Annotated in this window: 16 protein-coding genes; 11 read left to right on the top strand and 5 right to left on the bottom strand. The window is 67.5% G+C overall.

Annotation, left to right across the window (positions count from 1 at the left end; all coding sequences use genetic code 11):
• The first annotated feature begins 34 nt into the window (after positions 1–34).
• A complete protein-coding gene (locus Q8K84_RS14515) occupies positions 35–466 on the top strand; it encodes a PaaI family thioesterase (protein WP_305283418.1) in 432 nt (143 codons plus the stop codon).
• Positions 467–469: 3 nt separating this feature from the next.
• On the opposite strand, the gene Q8K84_RS14520 is transcribed toward Q8K84_RS14515, so the two are convergent.
• From Q8K84_RS14520 to Q8K84_RS14530, 3 genes are read right to left on the bottom strand one after another with little or no spacing between them, the layout of a single operon-like run.
• Entirely contained in the window at positions 470–943 is a 474-nt protein-coding gene (locus tag Q8K84_RS14520; protein WP_305283419.1) for a molybdopterin-dependent oxidoreductase, read from the bottom strand.
• Entirely contained in the window at positions 940–1557 is a 618-nt protein-coding gene (locus tag Q8K84_RS14525) for a glutathione S-transferase family protein (RefSeq protein ID WP_305283420.1), read from the bottom strand. Before Q8K84_RS14525 ends, Q8K84_RS14520 begins: the two co-directional genes overlap by 4 nt.
• Before the next feature lie 60 nt (positions 1558–1617).
• Entirely contained in the window at positions 1618–2895 is a 1278-nt protein-coding gene (locus tag Q8K84_RS14530; protein ID WP_305283421.1) for a NupC/NupG family nucleoside CNT transporter, read from the bottom strand.
• 169 nt (positions 2896–3064) lie between these two features.
• On the opposite strand from Q8K84_RS14530, the gene Q8K84_RS14535 reads away from it, so the two are divergent.
• The 3 genes from Q8K84_RS14535 (at position 3065) to Q8K84_RS14545 (ending at position 4773) form a co-directional block, all read left to right on the top strand.
• Positions 3065–3484 carry an organic hydroperoxide resistance protein gene (locus Q8K84_RS14535; protein ID WP_305283422.1) on the top strand — a complete coding sequence of 140 codons (420 nt, stop codon included), beginning with the start codon at positions 3065–3067 and terminating at the stop codon, positions 3482–3484.
• Complete coding sequence (locus Q8K84_RS14540; protein WP_305283423.1) at positions 3481–3972, top strand: MarR family winged helix-turn-helix transcriptional regulator; 492 nt, start codon at positions 3481–3483, stop codon at positions 3970–3972. Before Q8K84_RS14535 ends, Q8K84_RS14540 begins: the two co-directional genes overlap by 4 nt.
• A 144-nt stretch (positions 3973–4116) precedes the next feature.
• Positions 4117–4773 (top strand): DedA family protein, encoded by a 657-nt coding sequence (locus Q8K84_RS14545; protein ID WP_305283424.1) that lies wholly within the window; start codon positions 4117–4119, stop codon positions 4771–4773.
• A 49-nt stretch (positions 4774–4822) separates the two neighbouring features.
• On the opposite strand, the gene Q8K84_RS14550 is transcribed toward Q8K84_RS14545, so the two are convergent.
• A complete protein-coding gene (locus Q8K84_RS14550) occupies positions 4823–6895 on the bottom strand; it encodes a S46 family peptidase (protein ID WP_305283425.1) in 2073 nt (690 codons plus the stop codon).
• 162 nt (positions 6896–7057) lie between these two features.
• Here Q8K84_RS14550 and Q8K84_RS14555 point away from each other — a divergent pair, with 162 nt between their 5' ends.
• From Q8K84_RS14555 to Q8K84_RS14575, 5 genes are all read left to right on the top strand, one after another.
• Positions 7058–8200, top strand: a complete 1143-nt coding sequence (locus Q8K84_RS14555) for an ABC transporter permease (RefSeq protein WP_305283426.1) — start codon at positions 7058–7060, stop codon at positions 8198–8200.
• Positions 8197–8946, top strand: coding sequence for an ABC transporter ATP-binding protein (locus Q8K84_RS14560; protein WP_305283427.1), 750 nt, complete (start codon positions 8197–8199; stop codon positions 8944–8946). Before Q8K84_RS14555 ends, Q8K84_RS14560 begins: the two co-directional genes overlap by 4 nt.
• A 3-nt stretch (positions 8947–8949) precedes the next feature.
• On the top strand, positions 8950–9924 hold the full coding sequence (locus Q8K84_RS14565; RefSeq protein ID WP_305283428.1) for an HlyD family secretion protein: 975 nt from the start codon (positions 8950–8952) through the stop codon (positions 9922–9924).
• An 82-nt stretch (positions 9925–10006) separates the two neighbouring features.
• Positions 10007–10912: an SDR family NAD(P)-dependent oxidoreductase gene (locus tag Q8K84_RS14570; RefSeq protein WP_305283429.1), complete on the top strand. Its 906-nt coding sequence runs from the start codon at positions 10007–10009 to the stop codon at positions 10910–10912.
• Between the two features lie 170 nt (positions 10913–11082).
• Entirely contained in the window at positions 11083–12525 is a 1443-nt protein-coding gene (locus Q8K84_RS14575) for an MFS transporter (protein ID WP_305283430.1), read from the top strand.
• On the opposite strand, the gene Q8K84_RS14580 is transcribed toward Q8K84_RS14575, so the two are convergent.
• On the bottom strand, positions 12522–13670 hold the full coding sequence (locus tag Q8K84_RS14580; protein ID WP_305283431.1) for an Mrp/NBP35 family ATP-binding protein: 1149 nt from the start codon (positions 13668–13670) through the stop codon (positions 12522–12524). The two genes, Q8K84_RS14575 and Q8K84_RS14580, sit on opposite strands and share 4 nt — an antisense overlap.
• A 334-nt stretch (positions 13671–14004) precedes the next feature.
• Between Q8K84_RS14580 and hflK the strand changes: the two genes are divergently transcribed.
• Together hflK and hflC are read left to right on the top strand one after the other, a co-directional pair.
• Positions 14005–15018, top strand: a complete 1014-nt coding sequence (gene hflK / locus Q8K84_RS14585) for an FtsH protease activity modulator HflK (protein ID WP_305283432.1) — start codon at positions 14005–14007, stop codon at positions 15016–15018.
• Positions 15015–15911: a protease modulator HflC gene (hflC, locus tag Q8K84_RS14590; RefSeq protein WP_305283433.1), complete on the top strand. Its 897-nt coding sequence runs from the start codon at positions 15015–15017 to the stop codon at positions 15909–15911. The genes hflK and hflC overlap by 4 nt, the downstream gene beginning before the upstream one ends.
• Positions 15912–15953: the final 42 nt, after the last annotated feature.

Raw genomic sequence — 15953 nt, forward strand, 5'->3', positions numbered from 1 at the left:
GGTCGATCACCGGTTTCGGTTCTAGCGTCTGTCCATGGCCACCACCACGAACACCACCAGCCGCGAGCGCCTGAACGACGCCAATCTGGGCAAGCTGCCGGGTCATCTGGGGCTTGAGATTGTCGAGGTTGGTGACGGCAAGGTCGTAGGGACCTTCAAGGTTCGGCCTGACCTGGTGGCCCATACCGGCTTCCTGCTGGCTGGCTCGGTGCTCACCGTCGCCGACATCCTCTGCGCCTATGGCGTCTCCACCGCCTGGCCTGAGGGCGCCAACGGTTTCACCACCGCCGAGGTGAAGTGCAATTTCGTCGGCACCCTGCGCGAGGGCGAGGTGCGCTGCACCGCCACCCTGCTGCACGGCGGGCGCACCACCCAGGTCTGGGACGCCCGGGTTGAGGACGCCGCCACCGGCAAGCTGATGGCCGCCTTCCGCTGCACCCAGATCATCCTTTATCCGCGAGTCTGAGGACTACTCGGCGATCCGGTAGTCCATCGCCACCACCCGGCGGACGCTGCGCCAGGACTTGATGTCGTCGGCGATCACCAGGCGCCGCGGCCCTTCGCGCTCGGGCAGGGGCTGGCCGTCAAGGGTGTCGGCCAGGATCGCCACGTCCCTGTGCAGATCCTTGTCGGCCTCGACGGCGGAAACCACCGCGGCGTAGCCATCGGCGCCGCGGACCACGAGGTAGCCCTTCATCGGCTCACCATGGGCGCGCATGCCCACCGGCAGGCCGGCGGCGCGCATCACATAGGCCAGCGGCGGGCCTTCATAGAGGCTCGGTCCGGCGTCGTCGGGCACGCTTACCTGGGCGCGGGGAAGATCGGCCAGGGCGGCGGCGCTGAGCGTCACCTGCGTCCCGTCAGCCCGGGAAATCGTCACGTCCTGAGCGGCCGCAGGCGCGGCAAGGGCCAGGAGCAGGCCCGCGAACAACAGAGGCTTCATAGGGCGGTCTTTACCGAGTCACGGGCGCGCATGGCCTCAAGCCAGCGGTTTACATGGGTCAGTTCCTCGGGCGGGCGGAACTTGATCATGCGGGCGAAGTCGATGGAGGCGAAGGCGACGATGTCGGCGATGGTCAGCCGGTCAGTGGCGATCCACGCGCTCTCAGCCAGGCGGCGGTCGAAAAGTTTCAGCGCCCGGGTCCCACTCTCGGCATTGGCCTCGCCGATGGCCGGGTTCTGCTTCTCGAGCACGCCCAGCGCCGGATGGGTGTGGCGCACGGCCATCATCAGCGGCGTGGCGACCATCATCTCGGCCCGCCGCGTCCACATCTCGATGATCGCCGTCTCCTTGGGATCACGCCCCATCAGGTTCGGCTCAGGATAGACGCTCTCGAGGTAGCGGCAGATGGCCAGGGATTCGGTGATGCAGGTCCCGTCGTCCATCTCCAGCATCGGCACATTGGCCAGCCCCGCCTTGGCCAGATAATCGGGCTGCTTGTGGGCGCCTTCCAGCAGGCTGACCGGAACGATCTCGACGTCCTCGATGCCCTTTTCGATCATGAACAGGCGCACGCGGCGCGGATTGGGCGCGCGCTGGGTGTCGTAGATCTTCATGCTTGTTCCTCCGACTTTAGCGCCAGAGGTGGCGCCGTGACGCCCGGGCGGTCAAGGCGCCTACAGGCCAAACAGCTCCCGAGGCATGGCTCCGACCACGGCGGCGGTCATGCAGGTGGCCAGGAAGCCGGCCAGCAGCGCCTTCCAGACCATGCCGATGATCTCGGCCCGCCGCTCGGGCATGAGCACGCCCATGCCGGTGACGGTGATCCCGACCGAACCGATATTGGCGAAGCCGCAGAGCGCATAGGTCATGATCATGCGGGTTCGCTCGCTCATGGCCTCGGCCGGTACGCCGCCCAGCTGGATGAAGGCGATGAATTCGGTCAGCATCAGCTTGACGCCCAGGAGATAGCCCGCCTGGGGCGCCTCGGACCAGGGCACCCCGATCAGCCAGGCCAGCGGCGAAAAGACCACGCCCAGGACGCGCTCGATCGTCAGCGGCGCCCCCAGCACATCGGGAAAGATGGTGAGCAGTCCGTTGCCGATGGCGACGAAGGAGACGAAGACGATCAGGATGGCCGAGATGTTCAGGGCCACGGTCAGGCCGTCCATCGTGCCCTTTGAGATGGCGTCGATGGAGGAGTCGTATTTCAGCAGCGAGCCATAGTCGGCGAAGTAGCCCCCCTGCCCCTTTTTCTCAGGCACCATGATCCGGGCCAGCAGCACGCCGGCCGGCGCCGAGACAATGGACGCCACCAGTACATGGGCCGCCGCATTGGGCAGCACGTCGCGCAGGATGGTGGCGTAGGCGACCATAGTCGAGCCGGCCACGGTCGCCAGTCCCACCACAATCATCAGGAACACTTCAGAGCGGGTCAGCTTGTCGAGATAGGCGCGGATGACGATCGGGCTCTCGATCATGCCGAGGAAGATGTTGACCGCTACGGCCAGGGCCGAGGCGCCGCCCAGGCCCATGGTCTTCTGGAAGATGAAGCCGAAGCCCTGAGTGATCCATTTGAGGACCTTCCAATGCCAAAGCAGGGCGGAAAGCGCCGAGATCACCAGGATCAGCGGCAGCACCTGGAAGGCGAAGACAAACAGGGCGCCCGGATCGGTGACCGGATAGGGCTGGGCCCCGCCGGCCATATAGCCGAACACGAACTGGGTTCCCTGGGCCGTCGCCGCCGCCAGACCATCGACCCCGGCGTTGATCGCCCGGACCACGGATCTGGCGCCCGGCAGCCCAAACAGCCCCAGGACCAGCATCACCTGCACGGCCACGGCGCCCAGGGCCAGGCGCCAGGGGAAACGGGAACGATCCTCGGACAGGGCCCAGCAGACCACCAGGATCAGGCCAAGGCCCAGCAGGCTCTGGGCGTTTTCCAGTCGGAACATCAAGCCTCCCCGAGCCTGGCGCCTGAGTCGTGGCACCGTCGCCATGTCCTTGAAGAGCAAGGCCTTGTCCGGCGCAAGGGAGGACACGCTGAAGAAAGCCAGGCGCCTCCCCTTGATGCATTTTGTATTGCACACAATATAATAGCTTCAAATATGATTGGAGAGCCCCATGTCCGCCCTGTATGAAACCTCCGCCCGCGCCGTCGGCGGCCGCGAAGGCCATGTCGAAACCGATGATGGCCTGCTGAAGCTGGACCTGGCCCTGCCCAAGGCCCTCGGCGGCAAGGGTGATGGCGCAAACCCCGAGCAGCTCTTTGCGGCCGGCTATGCGGCCTGTTTTGAGAACGCCGTGCGTCATGTGGCCCGCCAGCAAAAGCTTGGCCTGACCGACGCCGCCGTGACGGCGACCGTACAGCTGCACCCCCGGGACGGCGGCGGCTTCGCCCTCGGCGTCGCTCTGGCCGTCGAGGTCGAGGGGCTGGACGAGGCGCAAGGGATCAAACTGGTGGAGACAGCCCACCAGGTTTGCCCCTATTCCAATGCGGTGCGCGGCAATATCGACGTGCAGCTGACCACGACGGTGCGGTGACGAACAACCAGACCCGATCCGATCAGGGCGCGAGCGGCGAAGGGGTCGATCCCCTTCGCCTGGATCTGCAGCTCTGCTTCGCCCTCTATGGCGCCAGCAACCGGGTGACCCGCCTGTACCGGCCCCTGCTGGCGCCGCTGGGCCTCACCTATCCGCAGTATCTGGTCATGCTGGTCCTTTGGGAGCGGGCGCCGCGCAGCGTGGGCGACCTGGGTCAGGCGCTCGACCTGGACTCCGGCACGCTCACTCCCCTGCTCAAGCGCATGGAGACCCAGGGGCTGGTGGGCCGCGCCCGCGATCCCCGGGACGAGCGTCGGGTGATCGTTTCCCTCACAGAAAAGGGGGCCGCCCTGCGGGGGCCGGCCGGCGCCGTGCCCGGACAGCTGGTCTGCCGACTGGGGGGAGATCTGGGCGATCTGGCCGCCTTGCGGACGGCCCTGCAGGCGCTGAATCGGCGCCTCGACGCCGCGGACGGGGCCCTGCCCTAGGGCGGAGCCGCCCTGCACGTCTGAACGGCGCCGGACGATGATCGATCCTCAGTCTGGGCGACCTTTAACTCACTGACAGATTTTGCCACTAGGATGCCACGACGTCGGGTCAAGCTGGATCCGAACGCCGACAGGAAACCACTGATGGACGCCATGCTCGAAACCGTCGCGGAGTTTATCCGCGTCAATCATGGCTGGGCGGGCCTCGTCCTGGGCCTTTTCATCATGCTTGAGTCCCTGGTCATTGTGGGGGCGCTCATTCCGGCCACGCCCCTGCTGGTGCTCACGGGGGGCCTGCTGGCCACGGGCGTGCTGGATCCCGTTTCGGTGCTGATCGGCTGCATCACCGGCGCCATTGTCGGGGACGCCATTTCCTTCTTCATCGGCCGCAAGCTTGGCATGCGGGTGCTGCGGCACCGCTGGCTGAAGCGCTACCGTCGCCAGTTCGCCCTGACGCGGCTCTATTGCCGACGTTATGGGGTGATTTCGATCTATGCCGGCCGCTTCATCGGCCCGATGCGCGCCTTCGTGCCCGCCGTGGTGGGCATGCTGCGGATGCCGGTCCGGGACTTCCAGATCGCCAATGTGATCTCGGCGGTCATCTGGGTCTTCGCCGCCCTGGCGCCGGGCTACCTCACCGCCAAGGGCCTGGAGCAACTGGATGTCTTCGACCAGTTTGATCCCCTGACGCTCGGGGTCATCGCCCTGGTGATCGCCGGCGGCGTGGGCACCATCGGCTGGCGGCTGCTGCGCAAGCGGGCCAAGCGCCGGGCGCCGATCCTGGACGTGCCCGGCCTCTGAGGCTGGAGACCCGCGGGCGAGGCCAGGGCCCCACCCGCAGGATCAGGCCTTAGCGGCCCATCAGCTCGTCGAGCAGGCCGGTCAGGCCATAGACCTTCTCCAGCGCCTCAGTGGCCGCCGATGAGGCCGCCACGACCGTGCGGTTGAGCGTTCCGTCATAGCCATAGTCGCCACCGAGGGAATGGATGTTGCCGTCAAAGGCCGCGCCCAGAACCTCACCTTTGGCGTTGACCACCGGCGAGCCGGAATTGCCGCCGATGATGTCGTTGGTGGTGACGAAGTTGTAGACCGTGTCCGGGTTCAGCTTGTCCTGCGCGGCGATCCAACGGGGCGCCAGGGCGTAGGGTTCGGCGCCGGTGGCCCGCTGATAGAGGCCCGAAAACGTCGTGGTGGCCGGGATGGTGACGCCCCGGTGGGCCCAGCCCTGAACCTGGCCATAGGACAGGCGCAGGGTGAAGGTGGCGTCGGGATAGACCGCGTCGCCGTAGGCCGCAAAGCGGGCGGCGGCGACCCGCTCGGCCGCCCGGGCGGTCGGCGCCTCCACATCGGTCTCCCAGGCCTCGCGGACCTCACGGGCCATGGGGTCCATGCGCAGGACGAGCTGGATCATCGGATCGTTCGAGGCCTGGACGGCGGCGAGACCGCCTTCCCACAGGGTCTTGCGAACCGCCGGGTCGTCGAGGCGCGAGGTGGCCAGGGCCTGGGCCAGCCCCTCGGGGCTTTGCTTGCCGAGCAACTGCTGGACGCCGGGGTGGTCGGTGGTCAGATATTCCCGGGTCTTGGACAACCAGAAGCGCAGGTAGAGCGCCTCCAGGCTCTTATCCACAGGCCGCTCATCGAGCAGGCGCTTCTCCACCAGGGGGAGCCGCGCCTCGGAGAATTCAGGCAGGCGCTCGGTGTTGGGCTTGGTGCGTTCCTGCGCCGCCCGCACCAGGGTCCGGGCGTAGCCGAACAGGTCCGAGGCGCCGCCGGCGGCGGCCTCGATCTGGCGATAGGGCAGATAGTGCTCGGCATAGGCGGCCTGGGCGGCCTCGATCTCGCTCCACGGATCGCCGATCTCACGGGCCAGGGCCGGGTCGGCGGCGACCTTGGCCTTCAGCTCCGCCTCGGCCGCCCGCTTGGCGTCCATGAAGGCCGGATCGTTCAGGGCGAACTGGCGGCCAAAGAAGACCTTGAAGCTGTTTTCGACCCCGAACAGCGGGTCGGTGGCGACGCGCTTGTTCTCAGGGCTGGCCTCGGAAAACGCGATCAGCCGACCGCGCAGTTCCGAGCGCTGCAGCTGGCCCACGGGGATGGCCAGATCCCGCTGAGTCTCCAGCTGGGCCACGGTCAGAAGCCGGCCGGTCGAGCCGGGATTGCCGGAGACGAAGGTCGCCTCACCCTCTTCCGGCGCCCGGGCGACCCAGGTCAGGTGCTGGGGCGTCTCGACCACCTTGTCGTCCTCGTAGAGGCGCAGGAAGGCCACATCGAGGTTGAAGCGGGGGAAGTTGAAATTGTCCGGATCGCCGCCGAAGAAGGCCGTGGCGATCTCCGGCGCGAAGACCAGGCGCACATCGGCGTAGCGGCGGTACTTGTAGAGCTTGAACTGGCCACCGCGATACAGGCTGACCACCTGACAGCGGTAGCGATCATCGCCAGCGCAGGTCTCCTGCTCCAACTTGGCCACCGCGGCGTCGCGGGCGCGGTTGAAGGCCTGGCCGGACAGTCCGGCGCCCGCGGCGCGGATGGTGTCAGTGACGTCGGTGATTTCGGCGAGGATCTCGGCCTGTTGCCCAGGGCACTTGCGTTCCTGCTCCCGGGCGCTGGTCAGGAAGCCATCCTGCACATAGTCGGTCTCCGCGCTCGACAGGTCCTGGACGCAGTCGACGACACAGTGATGATTGGTCAGCACCAGACCCTGGCCCGAGACCACCGAGGCTGAACATCCATTGGTCAGGCGCACCGAGGCGGCGCGAACCTTGTCCAGCCAGGGCTGATCGATCGTCACCCCATAGGCGGCCTCGACCTTGGCGGCGGGAAAGTTGTCGAAGGTCCACATGCCTTCGTCGGCCTGGGCGGCGCCGGCCGAAAGGCCGAACAGAAAAACGCCTGTGGCGGAGGCGGCGAGCAGGGCTGATTTCATCGATCAACACTCATGAAAATGGGGCCTGGGCCCTAAGGGGCCCACCTGTCACCGAGGTAACAGGCAGCGCGGCGGCTGGCTACGACGAGGCCCTCGCCTTACCTCGAATTAACTTGGGTTGCAGCCCCGCTCCGGCCACTTCTGGCGGCAGGAGGACCGGGGATGTCACTGGCTTTGGCCACATTGATCTACGAATGGCGCCGCTATCTGGCCGCGGTGATCGCGCTGGCCTTTTCGGGCCTGCTGATCCTGGCCCAGGTCGGCATGTTCACCGGCATCGTGCAGGCCGCCACCGCCACCATCGACCGTTCGCGCGCTGAGCTGATGGTGCTGCCCGCCAAGTCCGAAAGCCTGATCAATTCCGGCTCCAACGGCCTGCCGCGTCGCCTGGCGCCAGAGATGTACCTGCATCCCGAGGTGGTCCAGGTCGCGAGCCTGGACGGCTCTGGCGGCCGCTGGATGAACACCCCGGAGGACGGAGAAAAGCAGGTCACCCAGTGGATTCAGCTCGACATTGTCGATCCAATCCCGGGCGCGGTCACCCTGCCGGTGGACTATCCCGAGGACGTGCGCATCGCCCTGCTGGAGCCCTTCGCCGCGGTGATCGACCGCAGCACCCAGGCTCGGCTCGGCGTCACCCTGAACGATAAGGCGACGATCAACGGCAAGACCGTCACTGTCCGCGCCTTCCTCGATGGCTATCCCTCGATCAACCAGCCTGCGGTGGTCGTGTCCCGCGACACCCTGCGGCTGCTGGGCATGGCTGATGACGGCGAGAAGGTCGGACCCTTGATGGTCCAGATCAAGGACCCGGCCCGGGCCGTCCAGGTCCGCGACGACCTCAACGCCGTGGCCGAGGGACGCTACCGGGCCTGGACGCGCCAGGAGCTGGCCCAGGCCAATGAGGGCGCCCTGATGAAGGAGCAGATCATCGGCATCATGCTGGGGTTCTCGGTCTTCCTCGGCTTCCTGATCGGCGTCGGCATCACGTCTCAGACCCTGCGCGGGGCGATCATGGCCAACATCAAGGAGTTCGCCAGCCTGCGGGCGCTGGGCGTCTCCATGGGCGCCCTGCGGCTGATTGTGCTGGAGCTGTCCTTCTGGGTCGGCCTGGTGGGTCTCGCGGCCACGGCGATCTTCACCTTCCTGGTCTCGCTCCTGGCCAAAAGCGTGGGCCTCCCCATGGGCTTTCCCCTGGGCTGGGTGATCGGCGTGGCCATCCTGCTTCTCGTCATCTCGCTGGCCTCGGGGCTGATGTCCCTGGGCGTCCTGAAGAAGAGCCAACCGGCGGATCTGCTGCGATGACCTATGCCCCACACCGCGACGACGCCATCCGGGCCACCGGCCTGTCCAAGCGCTTCAAGACCGGCCGGACCTATATCGAGGTGCTGAAGTCAGTGGACTTCGACGCACGCCACGGGGACCTGACCATGGTCATGGGGCCGTCCGGCTCGGGCAAGTCGACCCTGGTGGCCTGCCTGTCTGGCCTACTGCGTCCGGACGAGGGTCAGGTCCAGGCTCTGGACCAGGATCTCTGGGACCTGCGCGCCGGACGGATCGACAAATTCCGGCTGGATCACTGCGGCTTCATCTTCCAGGGCTTCAACCTGTTCTCGGCCCTCACCGCCCTGGAACAGGTGACAACCGTGCTGAAGCATACGGGCCTGTCCAAGCGCGAGGCCCGGGACCGGGCGACGGTCTCCCTGGAGGAGGTGGGCCTGGGCCACCGGCTCAATCAGCGGCCCTCGGAACTCTCGGGCGGCGAGAAGCAGCGGGTGGCCATTGCGCGCGCGCTGGCCAAGGCCCCGCGCCTGTTGTTCGCCGATGAACCCACCTCGGCCCTCGACGGCGAGAACGGCCAGATCGTCATCAAGCTCCTGCAGCGGGCGGCCAAGGATCACGGGGCCGCTGTGATCTGCGTCACCCACGACCCGCGGCTGGAAGCCTATGCCGACCGCATCATCCATATCGAGGACGGCGCCATTCTCGACGACCGGCGCGTCACCTCCGGCGCGCAGACCGCGCCCCATTCCCATCTGATCGAGGCCTGACACATGCCCGCCCTGCTGCGCCGCCCCATCTTCTGGATCGTCATCGCCGGCCTTATCCTGCTGGTCGGCGGCGGTCTATTCCTCAACAGCCAGGCCCAGGCCCGCAAGGCCGAGGCGGCCAAGACCGCCGAAGCGGCCGCCCCGGTCAGCCCCTATGTGGCCATCGCCAATGGCAAGGCCGACGTCGAAGGCGGCCTGATCCAGGTGGCCGCCCGCAGCGCCGGCATTGTCCGCGAGGTCCTGGTGCAGGAGGGCGACAGCGTCAGTGAGGGCCAGATCCTGGCGCGCCTGGAGGACGATGAGCCGCGCCTGTCGGCGGCCCGGGCCCGGGCCGAGGTCGAGCAGGCCCGCGCCCAGATCGCCCTGACTCAGGTGGAGATCTCCACCGCCAGCCGGGAGTTCGACCGCCTCGACACCCTGTCAGCCTCCAACTTCGTCGCCGGGCAGCGCCTGGACCAGGCCCGGGACGGCATCCGCCAGGCCGAGGCCCGCCTGCGCGCCCAGCGGGCCGCCGTCGCCACGGCTGAGGCGCGCCTGGCCGAGGCCGGCTACAATCTCGAGCTCACCATGATCCGGGCCCCGGCCGACGGGGTGATCGTCCGCCGCTACGCCAATCCGGGCTCGGGCGCCTCAACCCTCAACGTCTCCAACATGTTCGACCTGGAGCCGGCCGGCCAGCGGATCGTCCGGGCCGAGATCGCCGAGGGCGCCCTGCCGCATGTGAGCCTTGGCCAGACTGTCGAGATCGCCTCGGAGGCTGACCCGACCAAGACCTTCAAGGGCCAGGTCCTGCGCCGCGCCGCCGTGTTCGGCGCCCGCAAGCTGGTCTCCGACGACCCCACAGAGCGCGCCGACGAGCGGGTGGTCGAGGTGGTGGTCAGCGCCGATGGGGCGCCCTTCCTGGTCGGCCAGAGGGTGCTGGTGAAGTTCCTGAGGCCCGCCCAGAGCGCCGCGGCGAGCGCAGTTCCCGCCTCGTAGTTCGCGCACCAGCGCCTTGACGGAGAAGGGGTCAGCCGCGCACAACCGCGCCAATTCCTTCACCTGACTTCGGGAGACTTCCATGGCGGACATCCGCTTCGACGGCAAAGTGGCCATTGTGACGGGCGCGGGCGGCGGCCTGGGCCGACAGCATGCTCTGGAACTGGCCCGGCGCGGCGCCAAGGTCGTGGTCAACGACCTGGGCGGTTCGGTGGACGGCTCGGGCGGGTCTTCGAGCGCGGCTGACGCCGTGGTTGACGAGATCAAGGCCGCGGGCGGCGAAGCCATCTCCAACGGCTCCTCGGTGACCGACGACGCCGGCGTGGCCCTGATGATCAAGCAGGCCATGGATCAGTGGGGCCGGATCGACATCCTGGTCGCCAACGCCGGCATCCTGCGCGACAAGTCCTTCGCCAAGATGGAGATCGCCGACTTCGAGCTGGTGCTGAACGTCCACCTGATGGGCACCGTGAAGCCCGCCAAGGCCGTCTGGGACATCATGCGCGAGCAGAACTACGGCCGCATCGTGGTGACCACCTCGTCCTCGGGCCTCTATGGCAACTTCGGCCAGTCCAACTATGGGGCCGCCAAGCTGGGCATCATCGGCTTCATGAACACCCTGCGTCTCGAGGGCGCGAAGAACAACATCCACGTCAACGCCATCGCGCCTGTGGCCGCCACGCGGATGACCGAGAACCTGATGCCGGCCGCGGTGCTGGAGCGCCTGAAGCCGGAATACGTCACGCCGGGCGTGGTCTATCTCTGCTCCGAAGAGGCGCCCACGGGCGCCATCCTGACGGCCGGCGCAGGCGCCTTCGCCCTGTCGCGCATCTATGAGACCGAGGGCGTCTATCTTGGCGAGGGCGGCCTGTCGGTCGAGGAAGTCCGGGACAACTGGTCCAAGATCTCCGACCCTGAAGGCCATGCGGCCTATGCCGCCGGCGGCGAGCAAAGCCAGAAATTCTTCCGGAAGTTGTCGGGCGGCTGAGGCCTGACAGAGTAGCGAATAACCACGGGCGGCTTCATCCAGGAGCCGCCCGTTTTCTTTTGTCCGCAACCCCAAATGGGCCTTGCCTTGACGCAGGTGAACGCGCGTAACCTATGACCTGCGGATAACGCCCGTCAGAGGCGTCACCATAGTTCAGGGGAGACGCCCAAGTGGCCAACACCGACGCAGCCGCGCCTGCATCCGCGCGACAGCTCAAGCTGTCCACCATCCTCGCCTTTGCGTGCACCAGCCTGCCCCTGTCGGCGCTGACCATCGCCATGTCGGTCTATCTCCCCCGCTATTTCGCCAGCGAAATCGGCATCAGCCTGCTGGCGGTGGGCACCGCCTTCGCCTTTGTGCGAATGATCGACATCCCCCTCGATCCCCTGCTGGGGCTGGCCATGGACCGGACCCGGACGCGGTTCGGCCGCTACCGACTGTGGACGGTGATCGGGGCGCCCGTCCTGATGCTGGCCATCTTCATGCTGTTCATATCGCCCTCCGGCAGTGTGGGCGGGCTGATCTTCTGGCTGCTGATCCTCTACATCGGCACGTCGATCCTGCACCTGTCCCACGCCGCCTGGGCCGCGACCCTGGCGCCGAAGTACAATGATCGCTCGCGGGTCTTCGCCATCATGACCGCCGTGGGCGTCCTGGGCGCCCTTCTGGTGCTGTTGATGCCCTTCATCGTGGCCGCTCTTGGCCGCGATGAATCCGAAGGCGTGCCAGCCATGGGTTGGTTCGTCATGATCCTCACCCCCCTGGCCGTCTGGCTGGTGGTCGCCCTGACGCCCGAGAAGATCTCCCCTGACGTGCCGGGCCAGCAGAAGTTCCAGCTCAAGGAATACTGGCGACTGATCGCCCGGCCCTCCATGGGCCGGATCGTCCTGGCCGACCTCTGCCTGTCGCTGGGCCCCGGCTGGATGAGCGCGCTCTACCTGTTCTTCTTCACCGACTCCCGGGGCTTCACCACCAGTCAGGCCAGCGCCCTGCTGGCGGTCTACATCCTGGCCGGCTTCGGCGGCGCGCCCCTGCTCGGCCGTCTGGCCATGCGGATCGGCAAGCACCGCGCGGTGATGGTCGCCACCACCGGCTACGCCCTGGCCCTGGTGGCCCTGCCCTTCCTGCCCAAGGGCGACATGATGGTCGGCGCCTTCCAGATGTTCACCGCCGGCTTCCTGGCGGCGGGATTCCAGGTGCTCACCCGGGCCATGACCGCCGACGTCGCCGATGAGGTCCGTCTGGAACAGGGCAAGGAGCGCTCTGGCCTGCTCTACGCCATCACCACCCTGACCTCGAAGATCTCGGGCGCCTTCGCCGTCTTCCTGACCTTCACCGTCCTGGACCGTGTCGGCTACAACGCCACCGACGGCGCAACCAACTCCGCCGAAGCGATCCGCGGCCTGGAACTGGCCTTCCTGATCGGCCCCATCTTCTTCGTGGCGCTGGGGGGGCTCTGCTTCATCGGCTACAAGCTCGGCGAGGAGCGTCACAGCGAGATCCGCCGTGAACTGGACGAGCGCGACGCTCTCTATGACACCGCCCCGGTGCTGGAGACCCTGGCCAGCGAACCGTCCATCCCCACCCCGCTGGTCGAGCCCCGCAAGGGCTAGCCGCGGGCCAGGCCAAGCCGGGTGCGCAGCATCTCGGCGGCCTGGCGGAACACCTTGGCCGGCCCGCTGTCGGGCGCCGTGGCCACCAGGGGGCGACCGTCATCGCACCCTTGGCGCAGGGCCACATCGATGGGCGCCTGACCAAGCATGGGCACCCCCAGGCGGTCGGCTTCGGTCTGGCCGCCCCCCTGGCCAAAGATCGGAATCGGCGTGCCGGTGGCCGGGTCGGCGAAATAGGCCATGTTCTCGATCAGCCCCAGGATCGGCGTCGCCGTCTTCTGGAACATGGACGCCGCCCGGCGGGCGTCGATCAGGGCGATTTCCTGAGGCGTGGTGACAATCACCACGCCGTCCAGCTTAAGCTTCTGGATCAGGGTCAGCTGGATGTCGCCGGTGCCCGGCGGCATGTCGACCACCAGCACGTCGAGGGGCGCGTCCGGCTCCCCCCAGGCCACCTCATGCATCATCTGGCGCACGGCCGAGGAGGCCATCGGGCCGCGCCAGATCATCGGCGCGCCTTCGTCGACCATGAAGCCGATGGACATGACCTTGATCCCCCAGGCCTCCAGCGGGATCAGTTTCTTTTCGGGATGATATTCCGGATCGCCATCCACCCCCAGCATGCGCGGCGCTGACGGGCCGTAAACATCGGCGTCCAGCAGGCCGACCCGCAGGCCAAGCGCCGCAAGACTGACCGCCAGGCTGACTGAAACGGTGGACTTGCCCACGCCGCCCTTGCCGCTGGCCACCGCGATCACGCGCCGCACATGAGGCGGTCGGATCGCCCCGGGGGGCGGACCCGGCGTCGCCTGAGGATCGGCGGTCAGCTTCACCCCCTTGCGCACCCGGGTGACCCCCTCGGCCGGCGGCGGCGGCGGCTCATCGCCAGGGAGATTGGTGAGCACCACCTGGGCCCGCTCCACCCCCGGCGCCTGGCTCAGCACGGCCTCGGCCGCGACCCGCACCGGTTCGTAGAGCTCCAGCATTCCGGCCGGCGCCTCCATCATGAACCCGACCCGGCCGTTCCGCACGGAGAGGCCCTGGACCAGGCCCGCACTCACCAAACCCTTCCCGCTACGGGGGTCCAGCACCCCCTCAAGGAGGCTCAGCATGGCGTCGCGGTCAGGCAGGCGTGATGTGTTCATGTCGTCTTCGGCTTGCGTTGGCGGCTTGGCCGTCACATATCCGGCTGCAAGCGCCGGTTTACAAGTCCGCCTCGGTGGACTGAACATCGCGGCCGCGCCGAGTTACGCCGACCCACGACGTCCCCGACGACGCGACCCAGAAAGACGACGCACAAATAGAATGCCCTGGAATGACAACGTAAACCCCGGTCCCTGGGGAACCCCGCCACAGCAAGGCGGAGGCTCCGGCGGTTCGGGTGGCCCTGGCGGTCCCAAGCGGCCGGGCCTTGGCGGCGGCGGTCCCCGCGGTCCTCGCGGGCCGCAGCCCGATCTGAATCTGTTGCTCGAGCGCCTGATGGCCCGACTGCGACAGTTCTTCAGCGGTCCCGGCGGCGATCAGATCCGACCTGGCGCCATCGCGGCCGTAGCGGCCGTGGCCTTCGCCCTATGGGCGCTGTCGGGACTGTACCTGGTACAGCCCAATGAGCAGGCTGTGGTGACCACCTTCGGCGCCTATTCACGCTCCGCGGGCCCAGGCCTGAACTACAGCCTGCCCGCCCCGATCGAGCGGGTGGAGAAGGTGCCGGTCACCTCCCTGAACCGGATCGACATCGGCGGCACCTCCGAAGCCGCAAACGCTCAGGAAAGCCTGATGCTGACCGGCGATGAGAACATCATCGACCTGAAGTTCAGCGTCACCTGGCGGGTGGCCGACGCGCCGCGCTTCATCTTCACGATCCGCGATCCCGAGGAGTCCGTGAAGGCGGTGGCCGAGAGCGCCATGCGCGAAGTGGTTGGACGCTCACAGCTGGACTACATCCTGACCCGCGGCCGTGGCCCGGTTCAGGCCCAGGCCGCCGAACTGATGCAGCAGACCCTGGATTCCTGGGGCGCCGGCGTCAGCGTGGTCGAGGTCCAGATCCGCAACGCCGATCCGCCGGCCGAGGTCATCGCCGCCTTCCGCGACGTGTTCAACGCCAGCCAGGACGCGGAGTCCGCCCGCAACGAGTCCGAGGCCTACTTCAACCGCGTGGTCAACGAGGCCAAGGGTGACGCCGCGCGCATCACCCAGGCCGGTGAAGCCTATCGCGAGCAGGCGGTCCGGGAAGCGACGGGTGAAGCCTCGCGCTTCGACCAGATCTACGCCGAATACCGTTCCGCCCCCGGGGTCACCCGCGAGCGCCTCTACATCGAGACCATGCAGCGCGTTCTGCAGAACTCGAACAAGGTGATCGTCGACTCCAATGGCGCCTCGGCCCCAATCATCCTGCCGCCTGACGTCTTCCGGCCGCGCACGAGCGCGCCCACTGCGACCGCCACGCCGGCCGAAACCGGCTCGGCCGCCCCCGGCGCGAGGAGCAGCCAATGATGGACCGTCGTTACATCCCCTACGCCATCGCCGCGGTGGTGGCCCTGATCGTGCTGGCCAACACCTTCTTCATCGTCGATCAGCGCGAGCAGGCCATCGTCGTCCGGCTCGGCGACCCCGTCCGGGTCGTGAACGCCGGTCCTGAGGCCACGGCGGGTCTGAAGGTCAAGGTGCCCTTCATGGAGCAGGTGCTGCGGTTTGATAAGCGCAACATCGCCCTGGAGACTGAAGAGGAAGAGGTCATCGCCGCCGACCAGGAGCGCCTGGTGGTCGACGCCTTCATCCGCTACCGGATCAGCGAACCCCTTCAGTACTACCGCACTCTGCGTGACGACCGCACGGCCGGCGACCGTATCCAGCGTCTGGTCAATTCGTCCCTGCGCCAGGTCTTGGGCTCAGCCCCCTCCAGCGACATCATCTCCGGCGCCCGCTCAGGGGTCATGGCCAACACCCTGGCCGATGTCCGGGCCCGGGCGGCCTCCTCGCGGCTTGGCATCGAGGTGATCGATGTCCGTATTCGCCGCGCTGACCTGCCGCAGGAAAACATGGCCGCCACCTATCGTCGGATGGAAACGGCCCGTCAGCAGCAGGCCGCCCAGATCCGCGCCGTCGGTGAACAGCAGAAACGCGAGCGCATCGCCGAGGCGGACAAGGAAGTGACCATCACCCTGGCCACCGCCCAGGAAACCGCGGACCAGACCCGAGGTGAAGGCGATGCGCAGCGGACGCGCATCTACGCCACCAGCTTTGGTCGCGATGCGGGCTTCGCCTCCTTCTACCGCTCGATGCAGGCCTATGAGGCCTCCATCGGCCAGGGGGACGCGACCATGATCCTGTCGCCCGACAGCGCGTTCTTCCGCTACTTCGAGCGAGGTCCCGGCGGCGCCCGCTAGGCGCCCGTCAGGCCAACACGATCAGCCCTCGATCCCTCGCCG

Origin of the sequence: Phenylobacterium sp. (assembly GCF_030679875.1) — a bacterium.
GTDB lineage: Bacteria > Pseudomonadota > Alphaproteobacteria > Caulobacterales > Caulobacteraceae > Phenylobacterium.